Raw genomic sequence first — 21,171 nt, forward strand, 5'->3', positions numbered from 1 at the left:
CCTTCCCGACAGTCACCACCCGGGGTCACTCCCCGACCGACGCCAAAACGATTCCCCCTCACCCGAACAGCGGGGCGGGTGGATTCACGCGCGCTGGACGGCCGGCGCGGGCCGAGACCCGCGCTGTCGGTGAGGAGTCCGAAGCCCGACCGGAACGCTCTTCGCCTCCGCTCTTCGCCTCCGTTCTTCCCGACACGGCGACGGCGCCCCTAGATGTGGTGCACCCGCCGGCTTGCCCCGCCGGCCTCCCCGGACGGCCCGCCGGACAGCCGGCGATCACCAGCCCTCAGCACCGACACCACCCGGGCCTTCAGTCCCGAAGGCAGGAGCCGGGGGCGCGGGGCGGCCGGTTCGGACCGGTGGTCTCCCCGGCCGGGGGAGACCACGGGGCCCGCGCCCGGTCGGCCCCGTCCCGTAGCCGGAGCGGCTCAGCTCAGGACTGCCTCGCCCAGCAGGCGAGCCGTATCGGCGACGAGCTTGCTGTCGTTCGGCCCCTGCGGTGCCTCTGGCCGCGTCGTGAGGACCGCCATCACCACCGGCACACCGGCCGGGCTCCAGACCACGCCCACGTCGTTGGCGACGCCGTAGGCGTTGCCGCCGCCGGTCTTGTCGGCCAGCCTCCAGCCCGGCAGGCCCTCCTTGAACCGCTGGGTGTTGGTGGTGTTGGCGAGAAGCCAGTCGGTGAGCCGGTCCCTGTCCGCGCGGGGCAGTGCGTCGCCGAGCAGCAGCCGGGTGTAGGTCTCACCGATGGCGCGCGGGCTCGTGGTGTCCTCGGTGCGCCAGGGTTCGGCGGAGTTCAGGGCCGGTTCCCAGCGGTCGAGCCGGGTGACGCGGTCGCCGAGGGACCGGGCGAAGTGGGTGATCGCGGTCGGCCCGCCCAGCTCGCGCAGGAGCAGGTTGCCCGCGAGGTTGTCGCTCTGGCTCACGGCGGCCGCGCACAGGGCCTCGACCGTCATCCCGTCGGCCACGTGGTCCTTGGTGACCGGGGCCCACTCGGCCGCCTCGACCTCGGCCGCGGTGTAGTGGATCCGGCGGGCCAGGAACTCCCCGTCGCGGTCGAGGTCCCGCAAGACCGCCGCCGCGGCCAGCGGCTTGAACACCGAGCAGACCGGGAAGAGCTCCTGCGCCCGGTTGACCACCGTGCGGCCGGTTAACAGATTGCGGGCGTAGACGCCGATACGTGCGCCGTGCTCCCGTTCCATGTCCCGCAGCCGACGCAGAGTGTCCGGGCCGACACCCGGCCGGCTGTCCGCCGACGCCCGGCCGGCGGCGCCGATACCGAGGGCGGCGAGGCCCCCGGCACCGAGAGCCAGGACCCTACGCCGGGACGGACGACTCGCCATGCGCTTCACATCGTCTCCTCACAGTTGATCATCGCTACGGGAGGAAACACGCGAACCGCCCCAGGACGGTTGCACCCACCCACAACCTCGAGACGGGACCGACCCCGAGGCTTACGCGAAGGGCCGGTTCGGCGTTACGCACGGCGGCGGTCGCTCGTTGCCGACCAGGCGCAGACGGTGAGGGGCGCGAGGGACGCCACCTGGCGCGGCTGTGTGGGATCCGACTCCCCGCCCCGGCTTCAGCAGCTCTTCGTCCCTGTCGGGCCGGGCCCGATCCGGGGGAGCCTGATGGTCCAGTGGGTCCTTCGGGCCGCGTCCTTGACAGGCGTGGCCGGCAGGGCCCGGCCCCGCCAGTGAGGGTGGGGCCGGGCCCTGGACGGCGGGCTGACCGGTCCGCCGGGCTTGATCGCTACGGGGACTGCTGTTTAGGTTGCCGGCATGACTGAACTCGGCCCCGTCGCCTGGCCACCTGCCCCGATAAAGACGGAGCGGCTCGTGCTCCGTGAGTCCGAGGCCCGGGACCGCGCGGCGGTCATCGAGCTGTTCGCCTCGCCAGAAGTGGGCACCTACGTCGGCGGCTCTCGACCGCGTGAGGAGCTGGAGCGTGCGGTACCCGAGGTGCCTGGCCGGCGTCCCGGCTTTTTCGTGGTCGATCTCGACGGGGCGATGATCGGTATGGTCACGCTCGATCCGCGCGGCGCGGAGCGTCTGGGTCACGTCCGTCCGGAAGCAGGGGAAGCCGGGCTCGGCTACATGTTCCTACCGGAGGCGTGGGGACGCGGATACGCCGCCGAGGCGTGCGCGGCGGCACTCGACTGGTTCGCCGGCGCATTCCCCGGCGAGCCGGTGGTGCTCTCCACCCAGACCGCCAACGACCGCTCGATGCGCGTCGCGGCGAAGCTGGGGTTCACCGAGGTGGAGCGGTTCGAGGAGCACGGTGCCGAGCAGTGGTTCGGCGTGTGGTCTCCGGTCACGCTGTCCGGTTGAGTCGGTGCAGGTCCCCCCGCCCGGGCGCCGCTCCCGCCGCCCTGCTCGCGCTGCGCCGGCCGGGCCTCGTCCGGCGCCTGGTCGTGATGGAGGCGCTGCTCGGCCGCCTGCCCGGAGCGGAGGACGTTGTCGCGGGCGGTGCCCCGTGGTGGTTCGGCTTCCACGCCGTCCCTGGTCTCGCCGAGACCGTCCTGGCCGGCAACGAGGCCCCGCACGTCGACTGGTTCCTCCACTCCGGAACGCTCGGGCGAGGAGTGCCCGACGACATCCGTGCGGCGTTCGTCTACGCGTACACCGGGGGTGAGGCCCTGCGCTGCGCGTTCTCCTCTTACCGGGCCCTGCCCACCAGCGCGCAGCAGATCCAAGACGCGGTCGCGACGGCTCGGCTGACCATGCCCACCATGGCCGTCGGCTCTCACCCCGTCGGCCGCGGGCTCGAACGCCAACTCCGTCCCATCGCCGACGACCTGGTCGGACACCATCTCCAGGACTGCGGCCACATCATCCCCCTGGACCGCCCCGACGCGCTGTTCGCGCTCCTTGCTCCCTTCCTCGACGCCGATCTGCCCAAGTGACCGGAGCGGAGCCGAAGACTCACGGGCGAGCGACCGGACCCGCAGGAAGGCAGTGGCGATACGGGGGTGGCGTCCTCGGCGACCACGCTCCCAGGCCGACCTGGGAGGAACACGGAGAATCCTCAGCGCGCCCACGGACCCCACCACTTCGGTGGTGGTGGGTCGGCTGGACTCGAAGTCGGCTGATCGGGATGGAGTCCGTGTCGTCGCAGGGCCTCCGCGCGAACCCGGACGACGATCGTGCCGTGCCAGTGCCCGTCGGAATGCACGCCACACATATGGTCGATCCGGACGTCGTGGTCGGCGAAGGGGTACCAGTCGATTCCCCGGTCACGCAGTCAAACCGACATGAGGCGGCCGGGCCGTGGGCTCCCGGCGACGTTCTCGAAATGGAAGAGGGTCACCCAGTCAGAGGTGTGTCCGTTCACAGTCGTCATCATGCCGCATCACGAACCGCTTCCGCCCGTGCGAGGAGTGGGCCGCTTCATTCTGGTCATCGGAGCGGAAGGAAACGACCTCCCCTCCCTGGCGCCGCGACGGCGTCCTACGCTCGGCTCCATCACCTGCGGAGCGAAAAGGTCACTCGAGAGCCGTAGAAGCCTGTCGCCGGGAGAGGACCAGCCTGCGTCGCTCTTGATCGATCTCTGTGACCACGACCGTGATCTCGTCACCGACTTGGACGACCAACTCCGGAGACTCGACAGGCCTCCAGGTGAGCTCCTGCAGATGGACCAGTCCCTCGATGTCAGGGGTGACCTGGACGAAGACGCCGAACGGGACCAGCTTGGTGACCCGCCCCCGCAGGGTCTGCCCCACCGTCGTGCCGTCGGCGAACACCTGAAAGGGGTCAGGCTGCATGGCCCGCAAAGAGAGCCTGGCTTCTCCGTTCCACGTGTCGAACTGGAGGAACTCGCACGAAACGCGTTGTCCTACCTGAACGATGTCCGACGCTGCCTGGAAGTGTCGCCAGGACAGCTCGGGGAACGTGATGAACCCGACCCCGGGGAAGACCGGGTGCTCAGGGCCGTCATCCAACGCCACGAACACGCCGAACCGTTCAATTGATGCGATCCTGCCCGACAGAATCTCGCCGAGGCGGAGGGATTTCAGGAACGCCCATAGCTCGGGGTTCTCCACCGCGGCTCTGGAAAGCCAAGCCCGCCCCTGATCCAGGTCAATGGAGGTCACCTCGGCGGTGATTCGTCGGCCCACCGCCACCGCCGCAGCCGGACCCGGACCCCAGGACCGGTCCAGCGGTGCCACGAACCCCAGCGGACGGGCCGCGAAGCCGTCCAAGGTCACCGACACTCCTCGCGACACCTCGGCCACGGTTCCGCTGCAGAGGTCACCGACCTGAAGTGCGGCCAAGAACCTCCGGGAAGACTCATCGTCCGACGCTCCGCTCATGCCGGCCAGCCTCTCATGGCCGGCCGTGTGTCATCCCACGGGCGAACTCGTCCTCGGCGGTGGAGCGATCCGGACGGTTCAGGCCCTCGGCCCCGACTCCAAGGGCCCCGCCGACGCGTCATCCCCGCGGGCTCCGCGCGAATGGCTGAAACACCCTCGCCCCGGCCCCGCTTGGTGAGCGTGATTGTTTAGCGAACACGCAACCGAGTAGGCGTACATCCGTGCGTTCGCCGTTTTCGTCGCGGTCCGGTCACCCCTGGTCCGTTCGCGGTCACACCCCGCACGGATCGTCCGTCGACGACACCGTCGCACCGCACGGCGTTCCCCCGACCCGAGGAGCACCATGACCCCGATCCTGTTCGTCTACGCCAAGGGCGGCCCTCCTCTGGAGTACGCGGTCCCGCGCATCGTCGCCCATGCCGAGGTGCACGTCCTGGCGCTCGCGCCGTTGCCCCGAACCACCGAGTCGGCGTGGTTGCCCGGGTGCGCGTCGGTCACCACGGCCCCGCCGGGCGAGGGGGCGGAACTGGTCGATCTCATCTGTTCCCACGCTCGCCGCGTCGGCGCCGAGGCGGTGCTGACCCTGTCCGAGTACGCGGTGGTGGCCGTCGCCCACGCGAGCCTGCGGCTGGGTCTGCGCGGTGCCGGCGAGCGGGTCGCGGGGGCGCGGGACAAGCGTCTGATGCGTCGGATCTGGCGTGCCGCCGGAGTGCCCGTGCCGGGGTTCGCGGAGATCCACGATCCGGAGGACATCGCGGACGCCTTCCAAACCCTCAGGCCGCCGCTCCTCCTGAAGGCCGCCTGGAGCGCGGGCTCCACGGCCCACCTCAGCGTGTGGAACGAGCAGCAGGCCGAGGCGGCCTGGAAGACCGGACGTTCCGTCATGGAGGCTTCCTCCGCGCAGGGTTACGCGGAACTGCACGCCGCGGACCAGGGCGTCAGCGATTTCCTGCTGGAGGAGATCGTGACCGGTGAGGCGTCCTGCTGGTTCGACGGGGACGGGTGGGGCGACTACGTCAGCGTGGAGGGGATCGTCGCCGACGGCCATTACCACCCCCTGTGCATCACCGGGCGGATGCCCACCATCGCGCCCTTCACCGAGCGGGCGAGCCTGGCTCCGGCCGCCCTCCCGAACGCGTTGCAGCACCGGATCGAGGAGGTGTCGCGGGCCGCCGTCGACGCGCTCGGCCTCGACACCTGCGCCACCCACACCGAGATCAAACTCGGCGCCGACGGGGCCATGTGGCTGATCGAGGCCGCGGCCCGTTTCGGTGGGGTGATGACCACTCGGCAGGTGGAGACCGTCTTCGGGCTCGACATGATCGGCATGCTGGTGCGCCAGTTGCTCGGCCGGGAGGTCGCCTACCCGGAGCGGATGCTGACCGAGGGCAAGGGCGCCGCCGGATCCCTCGTCATCCTCGCCGTCGATTCCGAGGGGCGGCCCTGGACCGAGCACCCGGCCTGGGACTTCGACGCGGTCGACTGGCCCGCCCTGGTCGCGCCGGAAACCCGTGTGGAGCTGGTGCGCGAGCACAGTCTCGCGCCGGGCAGCCCGGTCCCGCCGTACGAGGAGGCGGGAGGGGCCAATTCCATGGCCGCGCTGTGTTTCCTCACCGCCGAGTCCGCGCCGGCGCTGCTGGCCGACTGCGGCCGCATCCTCGCGGCGCTCCCGTACGCCCTGCCCGCGCCGCCCGCCGCTCCCCAGGCTGCCGGCACCCCCGCCGCCCCCACCCCGCCCTCCACCCTGTCCGCCGACCGCTCGACACCCGGGAGCACCGCATGACGAACGCCGGAACCATCGCCGCCGCCCCGTCCCCCCGGGGCGCCGCCGTGGACACCCTGCTCACGCTCCCCCTGTTCGAGCAGCTCGCCGGAGTGCTGGGCGGGCATCCGTACGTGAAGGTCGTCGTGGACCGCGACCAGAACCTCTGGCACGTCCTCGACAGCGCCGTGCACTCCTTCCACGTCAACTACATAGCCACCGAGATCGAGGGGCTGACCCTCGACCAGCTCGACGCCGAACTCGACCGCTTCAACCACGACGTCTACCAGAACCCCGCGCGGCGCTTCCTCCTCGGCGTCCTGTCGCTGCATTCCCAGGGCGGACCGGAGCGGGACGAGCCGTTCATGGTCCTGGAGACCACCGAGGCCGACACCATGGGCGCGGATCTGTTGATCGAGTTCCACACCTTCGTACGGGCCCACCTCGATCCCGGGCTGGAGCTACTGGTGAAGCCGGCCAACCACGGGCAGGAGAACGCCCTCGCGGCGGTGCCGGAGACCGTGGTGCCCCGTGCACGGGGTCACGCGCTCCTGGCGACCGCGCCCTTCGTGCCGTTGACGCTCGCCTCGGCCACCGGCCGGCTCCGCGCCTTCGCCTCGGACGAGGAGTACCTGGCTGCCCGCGGGGACCTGACCTGGTACGACATCGTCGCCATGCCGGTGGTCCCCGACGACATCCCGCGGCTCGCCGGTCTGATCAACGCCCGGCCCACCACCCCGCTGTCGCACACCAACATGCTGGCCGCCGGTTGGGGCATCCCCAACGCCATCGTCCGCGGAGTCCTCGACACGATCGCCGACGAGAAGCTGGACGGTGCGTGGGTCCATTACGAGGTCACCGCCGACGCGTTCGTCATCCGGCGCGCCGAGGAACCGTCGGACCTCGCCGAACCGACGTGGCACACGCAGCGGGTCCGCCTCGACGCACCGCACGTGACGGACGTTCCGCTCGTGCCGCTGTCCGCGTTACGCGCCCGCGACCGCAACCGGTACGGCACCAAGGCGGCCAACCTCGGGGAACTGCACCACGTTCTGCGCCACGGCTCGGGCCGATTGACCGGCTACTACTCCGTGCCGCGCCCGCCCCGGGCCGACCTGCTCGGCCACCTGGCCGCCCGGCTGGGGATGCCCGAGGACGGCGATCACGCCCAGTACGCGGGCGAGTTCCTGACCCGGCACGTCCAGGCGCCGGCGGGCATCGCCGTCCCCTTCTCCGTCCAGCAGCGGTTCCTGGACTCCTCGCCGGCCGTGCAACAGAGCATCGGCAAGCTGAAGATGGCCCTGGAGCTGAACGCCCTGGACGCCGTGGACACGGTGTGCGTCCAACTACAGCACTTGGTGCGCACCCTTCCGGTGCCCGAGGACCTGGTGCGTGCCCTGGACACGCAGCTGGTCGAGCACTTGGCGGGCACGGACCGCTTCGCCGTGCGGTCCTCCTCGAACGCCGAGGACCTGCCGGGCTTCTCCGCGGCCGGGATCTACGAGTCCCACACCAAGGTCACCGACCTGCCGGGACTGCTGGACGCCATCCGCCAGGTGTGGGCCTCGTTGCTCTCCCCGCGCAGCGTGCGGCTGCGCCATCAGGCCGGCATCTCCCTGGACGACACCTACATGGGGGTGATCGTCCAACGCTACGAGCCGTCCCCGCTCGGAGGCGTCATGGTCACCTGCAATCCGACCAACCGGGCCGACTTCCGCAACGTGTACCTCAATTGCGCACACGGATCCGCGGCCGACGTCGTCGACGGCCGGACGATGCCCCTGCAGTACCTGTACAACACGGTCGAGGGCGGCGGCCGCACGATCTCGCTGGGCGCGGCCACCGAGGACCTGCCCCAGGAGACGAGGGCCCACCTGGGCAGGCTGGCCTTGGCGGGCCGCCTGCTCCAGTCCCATTTCGCCACGGACTACACCTTCGCGGGGCCGCTCGACATCGAGTGGCTGCTCGGGCCGGGAGGCGTGCCCCACATCCTCCAGCTGCGCCCGTACAGCGCCTGATCCGCCCGTACTTCCCCGCGTCCCGTCCACCCGAAGGGCCACGCCTATGCCCATGCCCGTGTCCCTGCGTGCGCGCGTGAAACGCCGCGTCCGTCCACCCGCCGCCGTGCTCCGCGTGATCCGACTGAACAACGGGTTCCAGTTGTTGTTCAACCTGCTGTGGTGGATGCCGGTCTTCTACCAGTACCAGAAGCAGGCGGGCCTGACGGACAGCCAGATCTTCGGCATCCAAAGCGTCTACTACGTGGCGTTCTGCCTGCTGGAGATCCCCACCGGCTTCCTCGCCGACCGGATCGGACAGCGCCGCTGCATGCAGCTCGGGGCGGCCGCGATGGTCGCGGCGAACCTCCTCCCGGTCGCCTCGCCGTCCTTCGCGGGCTTCATGGCGCACTTCCTGGCCATCGCCGCCGCCCGCTCGCTGGTGTCGGGTGCCTCCAGCGCCTACCTGTACGAGTACCTGCACGAGCACGGTGCGGACGCGCACTACGTACAGGCCGAGGGCACCGCCCGAGCGCTCGGCCTCTGGGCGAAGATCGCCTGCTGGCCGCTGGTCGGCGTCCTGATGCACGTCCGGCACGAGGCCCCTTATGTGCTGACCGCGCTCTCCGCGCTCGGTTCGCTGGCGTGCGCCGCGGCCCTCCCTGCGATCGAGGCACACCGCGGGGGCGCACACCCGCCCGCGGACCGCGTCGGGCTGCTCGAATCGGCCCGCCATGCCGCGAAAGTGCTCGGAACGTCACGGTCCCTCGGGCCACTGATGGTGCAGGGCGTAGCCGTGTTCACGCTCGCCCGCATCTGCCAGGTCAACCTCTTCCAACCGCTGCTCCTCGAAAAGGACCTCCCCGTCGCCGACCACGGTGCGGTGCTGTCGGCCATGACGGTCGCCGAGGCCATTGGTTCGGCCCGAACCGGCTGGTTGCGCAGCCGACTGGCCGACATCACCGTGGTGAGCGTCCTCAGCGTGGTCATGGCGCTCACGCTCGCGGCCACCACGCTGTCGGGGGGTCCTGGCACGATCCTGTGGCTGTGCGTGTTCGCCGCCGCGGCGGGCCTTGCCTACCCGGTGCAACGCAACCTGATCAACGCGGCCATCCCGCCGACCCCCTACCGGGCGACCCTGCTGTCGGTGGAGTCCATCGTCGACCGCGGCGTGTGCGCGCTGGTGGCGTTGGCCGTCGGCGCCTATTTGGAGGCGGACCGCCTCGACGCGCTCCTCGTGCACGCTGCGGCGGGCACCTGCCTTCTGCTCCTCGTCGTGGGCGTTGTCCTGGGGCGGCTGCGCCGGGACGGGGTAGGTCCGGCCGCGCGTCAGCCCTGATCGGACGGGACAGCCACGCGTGCTCGTCGCTGTCGTCGCTGTCGTCGCTGTCGTCGCTGTCGTCGCTGTCGTCGAACAGATGGGTGCGCCGGAGCACCGCAGCACCGCAGCACCGCAGCACCGAACAGTCGGCGGGACGCGTCGGGGTTCGTGCGCAGCGCTGCGGCAGCTGTCCAGGTCGCGTGATCGCGCCGGCCGGTTGGGCGATGTGCCCGGCGTGCGTCCGGACCGCCAGGCAGAACGCGGTCTCCCGAAGGTCGGGGGCGCTGCCCGCACCGGTGGGACCGGCGAGCCGGTTGGGGACGTCCGCGTCAACCGGTGAGTGCGGCGGGCTCGTTCAGGTGCGCGGCCGCCGTCCGCCACGCGCGGGTCACCGCGGTCCGGGCCCGGGTCGTACGCTCCTGGTGGTCACCGGTCAGGTGGACGGGTGCGCCCACGTGCACGTGCAGGCCGGGGCGACGCAGCGGTGCGGTGGCCACTCCCGCGAGTTGCTTGGCCACGTTCCCGGACGTGATGCGACGCGCACCGGCCTGGCCCACCGGGACGACCGGCGCACCGGTCCGCTCGGAGAGGCGGGCGAGTCCGCTGCGGAAGGCCTCGGGGGCGGCCTCGGCCGCGTCGGCGCGCCGCGGCAGTCCGCCCTCCGCGTAGATGAGCACCAGCCGGCCCCGTTCGAGGGCCTCGGCGGCCGTGTCGAGTGCCGCCGAGGCTCGCCGGTCCCCACGGTAGACGGGGATGTGCCCGCCGCGCGCCAGAGCCCTGCCGAGTACGGGCACCCGCCACAGGCCGGCGGCCGCCATCACGACCGGCTCGACGCCCAGCCTCCGCAGGGCGGCCAGGACGACGGCGGGATCGGCGAGCGAGGTGTGGTTCGCGGCGACGATGCTGCCGGGGCGGAACGCGGTCCCGGCATCGGTGTCGCCGGTCACCGACAGCCGCCCGAAGGCGGGCATCAGAGTGTCGGCGATGGTGCTGAGCATGAAACGGGTCCCTCCCCCGGTCCGACGGTGAACGCTTCCATCGTCTGAGCCGGCCGCCCCGGACCGCGTGAGTCGTCGTACTCGGTACTCGTACTCAATCCCGGGCGCCGCACTGGGGGCGAAATCACCCAGGGACTGCCTACTGGTACCAGTCGTCGCCGCCTTCTGCGAGCGAACGACCCAGGTAGTCCACCAGGTCCCGTGCCACCCATCGGCGGCTGTCGGTCTCGTGTTCCCAGACGAAGATGTCCGGGCGCCGGGGTGTCTGCACGAAGGCGAACTGGTCCCCGCCCCCGTTGTCCCCGAAGAAGAGGAGAGCGTCGAAGGGCATGTACAGCTCGGCGAAGGCGGCATCGGAGCGGAAGAGCAGGTTCTGTTCGACGATCTGCTCCACGGGCCACACGGTGTCCACGGCGGAGTGTCCGACGATGCCGTTGCTCTCAAGGAGCAGTTGTACCAGCTCGGCGGGCAGCCCGCGTCCGAGACGGCGCTCGGCGTCGGCGAGGGCTGCCACCTGCGCGGGGCTCCGGAACTCTGCCTCGGGAAAGGCCTCAAGAGCCGCTTCTCTCCACATGATCCGCAGCGTAACGCGGCCTCGGAACCGGTGGGCGCGCATGTTGAGGTGTCGCGTATGCGTCAGCCTGGATGTGGGTGGCGGCTGCCGCGGAAAGGCACGGACTGTGGTCATCTCGTCGTACGCCGATTGTCAGGGGCTGCCGGCAAGATCGCCGCTGTGAGCACCATCCGTACCACCCCACCTCGGCCGTGCGACGTGTCTGCGGTCTTCCCCCGACTGGCGCCGCTGGCGCGCAATGCGACCCGGCTGCACCCCCGCCCCGGTTCTCCGTCGCCGTACCAGAGTTCGATCGGTGGTCCTCTGCTGTGGCCTGCCGATCAGCCGTGGCCGTCCTGCCACAAGTGGCACGAGGGCCCGTTCTCCCCCCTCCTGCCAGTGGCCCAGCTGTACGTGCGCGACGTACCCCAGCTTCGGCCGCCCGGACGGACGGACCTGCTCCAGGTGCTGTGGTGTCCCACGGAGCACCCGCCGGAGCACAAGCCTCCGACCGAACTGTTCTGGAGAACCGCCGCGGACGTCACCCACGTCCTCGCCTCGCCGCCCAAGCCGTCCGAGACGCAGTACGGCTACACGCCAGAGCCGTGCGTGCTGGCACCGGAGCAGGTCACCGAGTACCCGAACTTTCTGGAGTTGGACGAGGAACTGCAGCAGCAGCTGTGCGACTGGAGCGTGTGGCAGGAGGCCGGCGTCGCGATCGATGATTCCTACGCGATCGCCCCGCAGGAGTTCTACATGAACGAGCTGTCCGAGGCCCCGGGCTGGAAGGTGGGTGGATGGGCACCCTGGGGCCTGACCGACCCCGTCGCCCGGTTCTGCATCAACTGCGGCGTCGCGATGAGCCCGCTGCTGACCATAGCCTCGGACGAATGCCGCGACTACAGGAGGGGTTGGGTCCCGTACGAGGACCAGGCCATCGGAGTACTCGACGCCGACAACGTGTCGAACCCGCCCGGGATCCAGGTCTCCGACGCGAACCATCTACAGCTCTACTTCTGCCCGACGTGCTTTACGCACACCGACCTGATCCAATAGGCCAACGCCGGAGTCCCCGCGACTCCGGAGCCCGCTGCGGCCGATCCCCTGCTCCAGCCGCGTGTCAGCGCAGGCGGAGCGCCTCGCTGATGGTGGTGAACAGGTCTGTCCGGTTGGTGATGCCCAGGACGCGGTACGCCTGGGGGCCCTGGGTCGCGATGCGGATTTGGGTGCCCGTGTGTTCCTGGGACTGGCCCGGGGTGTTGGTGGAGTAGTTGACCTTCAGCTGCCGGCCCTCGTCGGTCACCAGGGTGGAGGACAAGCCGGGCGGGGTGGCTTCCGGCGGGACGATCTGTCCCGGCCCCCCGGGGTCGGTCACGTGGTCGAACCCGGTCGGAGCGTGGCCGTGCCGGCAGGCACTCGGCGCCGCCGGCGCGAGCGAGGGTCGCGGGGCCTGCGGCAAAGGGTCCGGCGTTCTCACGAGCCGCCCGGTCACAGCTGAACAACATTCAGCTTTTGGCCACCACCGTGCCGTGCCCGTATGGGAGAACAGGCTGCATGTGCGGAGACGACGCGATACCCGAGAGAGCGGACCTGACGGAGAGCCAGTGGGCCGAGAGCCTGGGACTGGCCGGCCGAGGTGCCGGCGAACCCACGCTGCGCCGACGGACCTTGCTGGCCTCGATGGTGGTGGGCGCCACGCTCGCCGCCCTGCCGGGGCGGGCCGCGGCCGAGCCGGCGCACGCGGACGGCCCGGGAAAGTTCCCGCTGCCCACCGGAGTGGGCCGCGACGGCACCCTGTCCGTGCTGATCACCGGCGACGCGGGAACCGGGGGAACCGCTCAGTACGCGGTGGCCGCGGCCGCCCGCCAGATCTGCGCGGCCGAGGGCGTGCTGCTGGCCGTGGGGCTCGGCGACAACATCTACGAGAACGGACCCGATTCCGACCACGACTCGGAATTCGCCTCGAAGTTCGAGAAGCCCAACACCGGCATCGACGTCCCCTGGCTCATGGTCCTCGGCAACCACGACTGCTCCGGCATCATCCCCGGCAGCGGCGGCGACCCGTCCCGGGGCGACCGAGAGGTGGCCTACGCGGCGGTCTCCCCCCGGTGGTACATGCCGTCCCGGTACTACTCGGTGACCGTTCCCGCCGCCCCCGAGGGCACCACGCCGCTCGTGGAGTTCTTCGCCCTCGACACGAACCCCGTGGCCTCCACCGTCACGCAGACCGACCCGTACTACCAATGGGACGGCCCGTACATGCGCGAGCAACGCCGCTGGCTCGACGAGGCGCTGTCCCGCTCACGGGCCAGGTGGAAGGTCGTGCTCGGCCACCACCCCTATCTGAACAACGGCAAGCACGGCAACGCCGGGCGCTATGACGGATTCCTCGTCGGCCACTACACACGCGGCATCCACCTCAAAGAGCTGTACGAGGAAGTCGTCTGCGGACGAGCCGACCTGATCCTGTCCGGACACGACCACACCCTCCAGGTGCTGGAGCCCACGGCGGCCGGCCGGGGCACCCGGCAGATCGTCTGCGGAGCCGCCGGCAAGACGGGCGACGGTCGGGCACACGGGTCGACCCGGGCTCGCTGGCAGGACTTCTCCCAACACGGCTTCGTGATCGCCAAGATTGCCGAGGACCGCCTGACCCTGAACGCCTACACCGTCGACGTCGACACCGCGCAGGCCACCTTGGCCCACACCTCGTCCGTCCAGCCCCTGCGGGTTCCGGCCGCCTGAACCCGGGTTCGTCTTCCCTCCCGTCGCGTCGCCGCGCTACGCCAAGGCCCCGGAGCCGGCCGCGTTCCGCTGAAGCGTGGAACGGCGAGCGGGGGCGTTGACGGGAAGTCCCGTCAACGCCCCCGCTCTGGTCGGCGTGGGCGCTCCGATCAGCCCTGTTCGCGGATGCCCCACGGGGAGCCGTACGCGGTCAGCAGGTCCAGGAACGGGCGCGGCGGAAGGGCCTCCGGGCCGAGTACGCCCGACTCCGCCCAGACCCCGCCGGCCATGAGTTCGAGCGCCACGACCGGGTTGACCGCGGTCTGCCAGACCACGGCCTGTGAACCGTACTCGCGCATCGACCACTGGTTGTCCACCACGTGGTACAGGTACACCTCGCGCGGCAGGCCGTCCTTGCGCCCCTTCACCCAGGTCCCCGCGCAGGTCTTGCCCGACATCCGTTCGCCCAGCGTGGCCGGGTCGGGCAGACACGCCGCCACCACGTCGCGCGGCGAAACCCGTACCGGGGTGCCGTCCGCGCCGCGCACCGTGACCGGTTCGGTCGAGTCCAGGCCGAGCGCGTGCAGGGTCTTCAGCTTGCCGATGAAGTCCTCGCCCAGGCCGTACTTGAAGGTGACCCGTCGGGCGTCCACCCAGCGCGGGACCAGCAGCACTTCCTCGTGCTCGACGTTGACGCACTCGACCGGGCCGATGCCCTCCGGGAAGTCGAACACCTCCGGCTCGCTGAAAGGCTCGGTGGTGAACCATCCGCGGTCCCGCTCGTAGACCACCGGCGGGTTCAGGCACTCCTCGATCGTCGTCCAGATGTTGAAGGACGGGGCGAACTCGTGGCCCTCGACCGTCAGGTTCGCCCCGTCGCGGATGCCGATCTCCTCGATCTCGTCGAAGAGCTCGTCGGCCGCGTACCGGGCGAAGACGTCCGACAGGCCGGGCTCCACGCCCATGCCGACGAGAGCCAGCCGCCCCGACTTCTCCCAGGCCTCGGCCCGCTCGAACTGCTCGTCGCCGAGCTTGACCCCGCACTCCTCGTAGGGCTTGCCGGGGTGCGGCCGGGACAGGGACATGGCCATGTCCACGTAGTGGCTGTCCGCCGCGAGGGCCGCCTCGAACAGCGGCATGACGAACCGCGGGTCCGTGGCGTTCAGCAGTACGTCGCACTGCTCCTCGGTCAGGAGCGCCGCCACCGCCGCCTGGTCCGAGGCATCGATGCGGCGCGCGTGGAACCGGCCGCCGGCCTCGCCGAGCGCGGCGACGGCCGCCTCGGCGCGGGCCAGGTCGTAGTCGGCGACCACGAAGCGGTCGAAGAAGTCCCGGCGGGCCGCGATCCGGGTGATCGCGGTACCGACGCCACCGGCGCCCACAAGCAGAACACGCATGACGAAACCCTCTCTCGGTGAGGTTCGCGGAGTTCCGCGCCTCATGGGAGGGATGAAAGCCGGGGTCGCAAGATAAGGTCAATGGCGTTGGCATAAGGAGAGGGAGGTGCCTGATGGCGAAGCCCGTGGTCCCCGAGGAAGCCCGTAGGCGCCGGCGCCCCACCCGGCAGGGCGTCGTCCTGTCCGAGCGGCTGATCGTCGAAACCGCCCTGCGCATGCTGCGCGAACACGGCAGCGCCGGCCTGACCGCCCGCCGGCTCGGCGCCGCCCTCGGCGCTGATGCCAGCACCCTGTACCGGTACTTCGACGGCATGGACGGCCTCACCCTGGCCATCGGTGAGGAGCTCATCGGCCGGGCCCTCGACGGCTGGGCGGTCACCGGCCAGTGGCGTCACGACCTGCGCGAACTGGGGCTGCGCATTCACGGCGCCTACCTCTCGCACCCACAGGCCGCCGTACTGACCGCCGGCCGGGTGACCGGCCGGCCCCGCGAGATCGCCGCCGACGAGGCCGTCCTCGGCATCCTGCGCACCGCGGGCTTCCCCGACCCGGAGGCGGTCCTGATCTACCACGCCTTCATCGACCAGAGCCTGGCCTTCGCGGCCCTCGACGCCGGCGCCCTCGCCCTGTCCGAGTCTTCCCGGACCTCCGACGAGGGACAGTGGGAGTCCACCTACGCCCGGCTGCCGGTCGACGAGTACCCGCACATCAACGCCACCAGGCGACTGCTCGCCGCCCGGATGAACCACAGCGCCTACCCGGTCGCCCTGGACATGCTGCTCGCGAGCGCGGAGACACGCCTCCGGGCCCTGCGGGACGGCTGACCCGGCCACTCCCCCAGGACCTGCGCGGATCCCTTACGCCAACACCATTGACCCTTCCCCGCCCGCACGGGTTTCCTCTTCGCAGTTCACACCCCGTTCACACCGCGCCCGCAACGGCGTGGCCCGCACACCGCACTCAGTACAGCGAGGGACGATGGCCGCAGACACCCCGCCGGAAACCACCCCCCGGGCCGCCACGGCCACCGCCACGCCCGCCGCCGCGGGCGGCTCGACCCTCACCGTCGGCCCGGGCGTCGCGGTCGGCACTGCGGGCACCGCGGCCCCGAGCGGGAACGGCACGCCGACGGCACACACCCCGACCGGCGCCCTCACACCGGACGCGATCGGCTTCCTCGACGCCCTCGCCATCGGCCTCAACGCCACGTCGCCCGCCTACTCGCTGGCCGCCGTCATCGGCCCCCTCGTCGCCCTGGTCGGCGTACACGCCCCCGGAGTGATGCTCGCGTCCTTCGTCCCCATGCTGCTGATCGCCTCCGCCTTCCACTTCCTCAACCGGGCCGATCCCGACTGCGGCACGACCTTCTCCTGGGTCACCCGCGCTCTGGGCCCCACCACCGGATGGATGGGCGGCTGGGCCATAGCGATGACCGGAGTGCTCGTCGTCGGCTCGCTCGCCGACGTCGCCGTCGGCTTCGGCCTGCTCGCCCTCGGGGCCGACGGACTGGCCGACAACAGCCTGGTCCGCGAGGCCCTCACCGTCCTGCTGATCCTCCTGATGTCCTGGCTGTGCGTACGCGGCACCGAGGTGTCGGCCCGCTTCCAGAACGTGCTCGTGCTGCTCCAGGTCCTGTGCCTCGTCGTGTTCGCGGGCGTCGCCGTGTACCGCGTGTACGCCGGGACGGGCTCCCTGGACGCCATCCGCCCCGCCGCCGGCTGGCTCAACCCCTTCGGTGCCGGCGGCTCCGCGCTCACCGGCGGCCTGCTGCTCGGCGTCTTCGCGTACTGGGGCTGGGAATCCGCCGTCAACCTGACCGAGGAGACCAAGGACCCCGCCAACGCCCCCGGCCGGGCCGGCATCTGGTCGACGGTGGTCCTGCTGGCGACCTACCTGGCCGTGGCCTTCGCGGTCGTCGCCTACGCCGGCACCGCGTACCTCGCCGGCCAGGCGGACGCGGAGGAGGACGTCTTCGCCGCGCTCGCCCGTGAGGTGCTCGGCGGCTGGGACTGGATCCTGCTCCTCGCCGTCGCCACCTCCGCCCTCGCCTCGACGCAGACGACCATCATCCCGGCCTCCCGCACCGCGCTCTCGATGGCCCGCCGCAAGGCACTGCCCGCCGGATTCGGTCACATAGACGCCCGCCGGGGCACGCCGAGCACCAGCACCTGGTGGGTCACCGGCACGGCGATCGTCTGGTACGTCGTCATCCACCGGATCAGCGAGAACGCCCTCGCGGACTCCCTGACCGCCCTGTCGCTGCTCATCGCCTTCTACTACGCCCTCACCGGCATCGCGTGCGCCGTCTGGTACCGGCGTCGGCTGATGCGGGGGCCGGTCCCCTTCCTCCTGCTCGGCGCGGGACCGCTGCTCGGCTCGGCCATGCTGATCTGGCTGCTGGTCGAGTCCGTCGTCGACATGGCCGATCCGGCCAACGCCTCCAGTTCGACCGCCTGGTTCGGGCTGGGCGCCCCGCTGGTCATCGCGCTCTTCCTGGCCGGCGCCGGGGTGGTGCTCATGCTGGTGCGCCGCGCCGCGTCCGGAGCCTTCTGGCGCGAACGTCCCGGCGTGGCTCCCGAGGCGCCGTAGGCCACCACGGGTGCGGGCCTCCCGGCCGAGGTCCGGTCGGGAGGATCGGGAGGATCGGGAGGATCCCAGCAGACTCTGCCGCACCGCCCGCGTCACCGGCGGCACGCTCGCGATGTCGGACGAGAGGACGGTCCCGGCACCTGGCGACACGGATGGCCCGGATCCATTTGACCCCATAAGCCCGAAATGTGGCGGTACCGTGTGATCCGTCCGCCTGGTGGTGGCGTGGACCGCCCCGTCCGAGCCGGTGCTCCGTTCGCGCCATGCGCCGGATCCTCCGTGGCGAGGACGCCAGGAATCCGCGCCGCTCGAAGGAGTCGCCCCATGAGTCAGAGCCGAGCAACCGAGGCGACGCGCCGTTCCCTGGCGGGCGCGGTCGAGGCGTTGCCGATGGCCGATGAGCAGGATTTCGCAGACGTCGCCCGGGGGTTCGTCGGGCGCAGCGCCGTCCGGCAGATCACCGCGGCGGACGGGCGGATCGTCTGGGACCTGGACGCCTACCGGTTCATGGACGGGGGCGAGGGCGGGGGCGAGGGCGCCCCGGATACGGTCAATCCGAGCCTGTGGCGCCAGGGGCGGCTGCTGATCCAGGACGGCCTGTTCGAGGTCGTTCCCGGGATCTACCAGCTCCGGGGCTTCGACCTGTCGGTCATGAGCGTCATCGAGGGCGACAGCGGCGTCATCGTCGTGGATCCGCTGGTCACCAAGGAGACCGCGGCCGCGGCCTTCGCCCTCTACACCGAGCACCGGGGCGCGCGTCCGGTCGCCGCGGTCATCTACACCCATTCCCACATCGACCACTTCGGGGGCGTGAAGGGCGTCGTCGGCGAGGACGACGTCACCTCGGGGCGCACACAGATCATCGCGCCGGACGGTTTCATGGAACACGCGGTGTCGGAGAACGTGTTCGCCGGCACGGCCATGGCCCGGCGGGCCGGCTACATGTACGGAGCCGCACTGGACAAAGGGCCGTCCGGCCAGATCGGTGCGGGCCTGGGGCTGACCGTCTCGGACGGCGAAGCGACGCTCATCCCTCCCACCGTCCACATCAAGAAGACCGGTCAGACGCTCACCGTCGACGGGGTCCGGCTCGTCTTCCAGGTCACGCCGGGCACGGAAGCGCCCGCCGAGATGAACTTCTACCTTCCCGACCAGCGCGCCCTGTGCACCGCGGAGAACACCTCCCACACGCTCCACAACATCCTCACCATCCGTGGTGCGCAAGTACGCGACGCCCGCGCCTGGGCCGACTACCTCACGCAGACCATCGGGCTGTGGGGCGACGAGCTCGACGTCGTGTTCGCCTCGCACCACTGGCCGACGTGGGGGCGGTCGAACGGGGTGGAGTTCCTGAGCCTGCAGCGCGACCTGTACGCCTACGTCCACGACCAGACCCTGCGGCTGCTGAACCAGGGTCATGTCGGACCCGAGATCGCCGAGATGCTCCGGATGCCCCCGGCCCTGGAGGCCGCCTGGTCCACCCGCGGTTACTACGGTTCGGTCAGCCACAACGTGAAGGCCGTCTACCAGCGTTACATGGGCTGGTACGACGGCAACCCCGCCCACCTGTGGGAGCACCCGCCGGTCGCGGCAGCGCAGCGGTACGTCGCGGCGATGGGCGGTCCGGACGCGGCGGTCGGCGTCGCGCAGCGGGCCTTCGACGAGGGCGACTACCGCTGGGCGGTCGAGGTCCTCAACCACGTCCTGTTCACCGACGAGCACCACGGCCGTGCGCGCACGCTGCAGGCCGACGCGTTCGAGCAGCTCGGCTACGGGGCCGAGAACGGCACCTGGCGCAACACGTTCCTCTCCGGCGCCCACGAACTGCGGCACGGGAAGTTCGGTACGCCCACCACCGCGGCCACGCCCGACATCATGGCGGCGCTGACGGTCGAACAGGTCTTCGCCGGCATCGGTGTCCGCATCGACGGCCCGCGCGCCTGGGACGAGCACATCGTGCTGTCCTGGGTCATCACGGACGAGGGGACCACCCACGTGGTCGAGGTCCGCAACGGCGCGCTGAACCGGCGCACCGCCGCCGGCCCCGTGCCCGGCTCGACGACGTTCACGCTCACACGGGCGGCGCTCATCTCCCTCATCGTGGGCGGCCGGGACCTGCCGACCGCCCTCGCGGAGGGCACCGTGAGCGTCGAGGGCGACCCTGCGGACCTCGGCCGACTCGTGGACCTGCTCGGCCCCGTCGATCCGGACTTCGCCATCGTGACGGCGTGATGCCGCGTGATGCCGCGTGATGCCTTTACCGCGTGATGCCTGTACCGCGTGACGTCGTGGCCCTGCTGCGCCGGCGCACGGTTGCAAGTCGATGGCAAGTCGGTGCCAAGGGGTCGAGGGCACCGTTCGGTATCCGTTGTCGACAAGCGACCCAGGAGTGTCCGAGCATGTCCCCCAACAGTGCCTCCGAAAGCCTTCACACCCGCGCGAGGGATGTGGTCCACCCTCGGGGCCGAAACAGCCCGAGGGCCGTTCTCGACTCCGCTCCGCAGGAGGTCCTGGACGCCTACCGGACCTGCGAGTTCGTCACCCTGGGCAAGGACGGGACCCCGCTGGCCTGGCCGACGGCCGTCGCACGCCGTGACGACGGGACGCTCCTGCTGACCACCTCACTCGCGTTCGCCCAGAAGGCGTTGAACATCCGTCGTGACGGACGGGTCGGACTGCTCTTCTCGGACCCGACCGGAAGCGGTCTCGACCACGCCCCGCAGATCTTCGTCGGCGGCCGCGCCCAGTGCCCCGACACGGTCATGGCCGGTCCGCGAGGGGCCGAGGAGTACTGGCGCAGGCTCTTCGAGCGGCAGCCGCACAGCCGCTCGTACCTCCTGCGTCCCATGAGGCCGGTGATGTCCTGGTACTACCTGCGCCTGCTCATCACCGTCGAACCCGAACTGGTGACCGTGCGGCCTCCCCTCGCGGAACTGACACCACCGGGAGTGCCGACACCCGCGGCCGGAGCGGTGAACCTGCCCGGAGCCGCCCAGCTGGCGAGCCTGCCCACTGCCGTCCTGGCCGCGCGCGACGCCTCGGGCGCTCCGGTACTCGCCCGGACCCGGCCGCGGCCGACACCGGCGGGCTACCTGGTCGAGGTGCCGGAGGACTGCCGCGTGGAGCGGGGCCCGGCAAGCCTCCTGGTGCACCGGCACGACGAACGGCTCGACCACATGTACAACGCGCTCGTACGCGGCGACCTGCGCCGGACGGACGCCGGCTGGGTGATGGTGCCGTCCACCGTGGTCGAACCCATGGGCTCCGGCCGGGCGAGCGACGCCCTGCGCGTCCTGCGCCGGACGAAGCGGTCCACCGACCGGTATCTCGAACGGCGTGGCCTGCGCCGCCCGAAGGTGCGATGGGACCAGTTCCGCGCCCTCGCGGACGCGGCACCGACGCCGACGCCGACCGACCCTCCCCGCCTTCCGGTGGTGACGGGGTCGCCGCACCACTGAGCGCCGAGAAGTCGATCCGGTACGGAGGCCGGACGGGCGGGACGGTGTCCGTCCGTCCGG

The 21,171-nt window shown here is 71.1% G+C and carries 15 protein-coding genes and 2 pseudogenes; 11 read left to right on the forward strand and 6 right to left on the reverse strand.

Going from position 1 to position 21,171, the window contains the following annotated elements:
- Positions 1 to 428: 428 nt before the first annotated feature.
- On the reverse strand, positions 429 to 1,343 hold the full coding sequence (gene bla, locus ACFYZL_RS05495; RefSeq protein WP_384742566.1) for a class A beta-lactamase: 915 nt from the start codon (positions 1,341 to 1,343) through the stop codon (positions 429 to 431).
- 438 nt (positions 1,344 to 1,781) lie between these two features.
- On the opposite strand from bla, the gene ACFYZL_RS05500 reads away from it, so the two are divergent.
- The gene (locus ACFYZL_RS05500) at positions 1,782 to 2,330 is read left to right on the forward strand and encodes a GNAT family N-acetyltransferase (RefSeq protein WP_384742563.1); all 549 of its coding nucleotides are present in this window, start codon (positions 1,782 to 1,784) and stop codon (positions 2,328 to 2,330) included.
- A 23-nt stretch (positions 2,331 to 2,353) separates the two neighbouring features.
- Positions 2,354 to 2,905, forward strand: a pseudogene (locus ACFYZL_RS05505) (alpha/beta hydrolase); the annotation flags it as partial.
- A gap of 579 nt (positions 2,906 to 3,484) precedes the next feature.
- On the opposite strand, the gene ACFYZL_RS05510 reads toward ACFYZL_RS05505, so the two are convergent.
- On the reverse strand, positions 3,485 to 4,312 hold the full coding sequence (locus ACFYZL_RS05510; protein WP_388676282.1) for a S1 RNA-binding domain-containing protein: 828 nt from the start codon (positions 4,310 to 4,312) through the stop codon (positions 3,485 to 3,487).
- Between the two features lie 343 nt (positions 4,313 to 4,655).
- Here ACFYZL_RS05510 and ACFYZL_RS05515 point away from each other — a divergent pair, with 343 nt between their 5' ends.
- The 3 genes from ACFYZL_RS05515 to ACFYZL_RS05525 all read left to right on the forward strand — a co-directional run bounded on the left by ACFYZL_RS05515 (position 4,656) and on the right by ACFYZL_RS05525 (position 9,410).
- Positions 4,656 to 6,095 (forward strand): acetyl-CoA carboxylase biotin carboxylase subunit family protein, encoded by a 1,440-nt coding sequence (locus tag ACFYZL_RS05515; protein ID WP_388676284.1) that lies wholly within the window; start codon positions 4,656 to 4,658, stop codon positions 6,093 to 6,095.
- Positions 6,092 to 8,092, forward strand: coding sequence for a PEP/pyruvate-binding domain-containing protein (locus ACFYZL_RS05520; RefSeq protein WP_388676286.1), 2,001 nt, complete (start codon positions 6,092 to 6,094; stop codon positions 8,090 to 8,092). The genes ACFYZL_RS05515 and ACFYZL_RS05520 overlap by 4 nt, the downstream gene beginning before the upstream one ends.
- Before the next feature lie 115 nt (positions 8,093 to 8,207).
- On the forward strand, positions 8,208 to 9,410 hold the full coding sequence (locus ACFYZL_RS05525; protein WP_388676288.1) for an MFS transporter: 1,203 nt from the start codon (positions 8,208 to 8,210) through the stop codon (positions 9,408 to 9,410).
- Positions 9,411 to 9,721: 311 nt separating this feature from the next.
- Here the strand turns inward: ACFYZL_RS05525 and ACFYZL_RS05530 are convergent, their stop codons facing one another.
- Together ACFYZL_RS05530 and ACFYZL_RS05535 are read right to left on the reverse strand one after the other, a co-directional pair.
- Positions 9,722 to 10,390 (reverse strand): lysophospholipid acyltransferase family protein, encoded by a 669-nt coding sequence (locus ACFYZL_RS05530; RefSeq protein WP_388676291.1) that lies wholly within the window; start codon positions 10,388 to 10,390, stop codon positions 9,722 to 9,724.
- Positions 10,391 to 10,529: 139 nt separating this feature from the next.
- Positions 10,530 to 10,964 (reverse strand): SMI1/KNR4 family protein, encoded by a 435-nt coding sequence (locus ACFYZL_RS05535; protein ID WP_384742546.1) that lies wholly within the window; start codon positions 10,962 to 10,964, stop codon positions 10,530 to 10,532.
- A gap of 378 nt (positions 10,965 to 11,342) precedes the next feature.
- On the opposite strand from ACFYZL_RS05535, the gene ACFYZL_RS05540 reads away from it, so the two are divergent.
- Positions 11,343 to 11,999, forward strand: coding sequence for a hypothetical protein (locus ACFYZL_RS05540; RefSeq protein WP_388676294.1), 657 nt, complete (start codon positions 11,343 to 11,345; stop codon positions 11,997 to 11,999).
- A gap of 64 nt (positions 12,000 to 12,063) precedes the next feature.
- Here the strand turns inward: ACFYZL_RS05540 and ACFYZL_RS05545 are convergent.
- A pseudogene (locus tag ACFYZL_RS05545) lies at positions 12,064 to 12,306 on the reverse strand (alkaline phosphatase); the annotation flags it as partial.
- Positions 12,307 to 12,497: 191 nt separating this feature from the next.
- Between ACFYZL_RS05545 and ACFYZL_RS05550 the strand changes: the two are divergent.
- Positions 12,498 to 13,688, forward strand: coding sequence for a metallophosphoesterase (locus ACFYZL_RS05550; RefSeq protein WP_388676297.1), 1,191 nt, complete (start codon positions 12,498 to 12,500; stop codon positions 13,686 to 13,688).
- A 149-nt stretch (positions 13,689 to 13,837) separates the two neighbouring features.
- Here ACFYZL_RS05550 and ACFYZL_RS05555 read toward each other — a convergent pair whose 3' ends face one another.
- Positions 13,838 to 15,064: a saccharopine dehydrogenase family protein gene (locus tag ACFYZL_RS05555; RefSeq protein ID WP_384742539.1), complete on the reverse strand. Its 1,227-nt coding sequence runs from the start codon at positions 15,062 to 15,064 to the stop codon at positions 13,838 to 13,840.
- 113 nt (positions 15,065 to 15,177) lie between these two features.
- Here ACFYZL_RS05555 and ACFYZL_RS05560 point away from each other — a divergent pair, with 113 nt between their 5' ends.
- From ACFYZL_RS05560 to ACFYZL_RS05575, 4 genes are all read left to right on the forward strand, one after another.
- Positions 15,178 to 15,888, forward strand: coding sequence for a TetR/AcrR family transcriptional regulator (locus tag ACFYZL_RS05560; protein WP_388676300.1), 711 nt, complete (start codon positions 15,178 to 15,180; stop codon positions 15,886 to 15,888).
- A gap of 154 nt (positions 15,889 to 16,042) precedes the next feature.
- The gene (locus ACFYZL_RS05565) at positions 16,043 to 17,653 is read left to right on the forward strand and encodes an APC family permease (RefSeq protein WP_388676303.1); all 1,611 of its coding nucleotides are present in this window, start codon (positions 16,043 to 16,045) and stop codon (positions 17,651 to 17,653) included.
- Positions 17,654 to 17,977: 324 nt separating this feature from the next.
- The gene (locus tag ACFYZL_RS05570; protein ID WP_388676306.1) at positions 17,978 to 19,885 is read left to right on the forward strand and encodes an alkyl/aryl-sulfatase; all 1,908 of its coding nucleotides are present in this window, start codon (positions 17,978 to 17,980) and stop codon (positions 19,883 to 19,885) included.
- Between the two features lie 167 nt (positions 19,886 to 20,052).
- Entirely contained in the window at positions 20,053 to 21,111 is a 1,059-nt protein-coding gene (locus ACFYZL_RS05575; protein ID WP_388676310.1) for a pyridoxamine 5'-phosphate oxidase family protein, read from the forward strand.
- The last annotated feature ends 60 nt before the right edge of the window (positions 21,112 to 21,171 follow it).

The sequence above is a fragment of the Streptomyces sp. NPDC001717 genome (assembly GCF_042892775.1).
GTDB lineage: Bacteria > Actinomycetota > Actinomycetes > Streptomycetales > Streptomycetaceae > Streptomyces.

Bases quoted from the DNA above. Each gene is read 5' to 3' on its own strand.
- bla (WP_384742566.1), bottom strand. From the start codon at position 1,343: ATGGCGAGTCGTCCGTCCCGGCGTAGGGTCCTGGCTCTCGGTGCCGGG.
- ACFYZL_RS05500 (WP_384742563.1), top strand. From the start codon at position 1,782: ATGACTGAACTCGGCCCCGTCGCCTGGCCACCTGCCCCGATAAAGACG.
- ACFYZL_RS05510 (WP_388676282.1), bottom strand. From the start codon at position 4,312: ATGAGCGGAGCGTCGGACGATGAGTCTTCCCGGAGGTTCTTGGCCGCA.
- ACFYZL_RS05515 (WP_388676284.1), top strand. From the start codon at position 4,656: ATGACCCCGATCCTGTTCGTCTACGCCAAGGGCGGCCCTCCTCTGGAG.
- ACFYZL_RS05520 (WP_388676286.1), top strand. From the start codon at position 6,092: ATGACGAACGCCGGAACCATCGCCGCCGCCCCGTCCCCCCGGGGCGCC.
- ACFYZL_RS05530 (WP_388676291.1), bottom strand. From the start codon at position 10,390: ATGCTCAGCACCATCGCCGACACTCTGATGCCCGCCTTCGGGCGGCTG.
- ACFYZL_RS05535 (WP_384742546.1), bottom strand. From the start codon at position 10,964: ATGTGGAGAGAAGCGGCTCTTGAGGCCTTTCCCGAGGCAGAGTTCCGG.
- ACFYZL_RS05550 (WP_388676297.1), top strand. From the start codon at position 12,498: ATGTGCGGAGACGACGCGATACCCGAGAGAGCGGACCTGACGGAGAGC.
- ACFYZL_RS05555 (WP_384742539.1), bottom strand. From the start codon at position 15,064: ATGCGTGTTCTGCTTGTGGGCGCCGGTGGCGTCGGTACCGCGATCACC.
- ACFYZL_RS05560 (WP_388676300.1), top strand. From the start codon at position 15,178: ATGGCGAAGCCCGTGGTCCCCGAGGAAGCCCGTAGGCGCCGGCGCCCC.
- ACFYZL_RS05565 (WP_388676303.1), top strand. From the start codon at position 16,043: ATGGCCGCAGACACCCCGCCGGAAACCACCCCCCGGGCCGCCACGGCC.
- ACFYZL_RS05570 (WP_388676306.1), top strand. From the start codon at position 17,978: ATGAGTCAGAGCCGAGCAACCGAGGCGACGCGCCGTTCCCTGGCGGGC.
- ACFYZL_RS05575 (WP_388676310.1), top strand. From the start codon at position 20,053: ATGTCCCCCAACAGTGCCTCCGAAAGCCTTCACACCCGCGCGAGGGAT.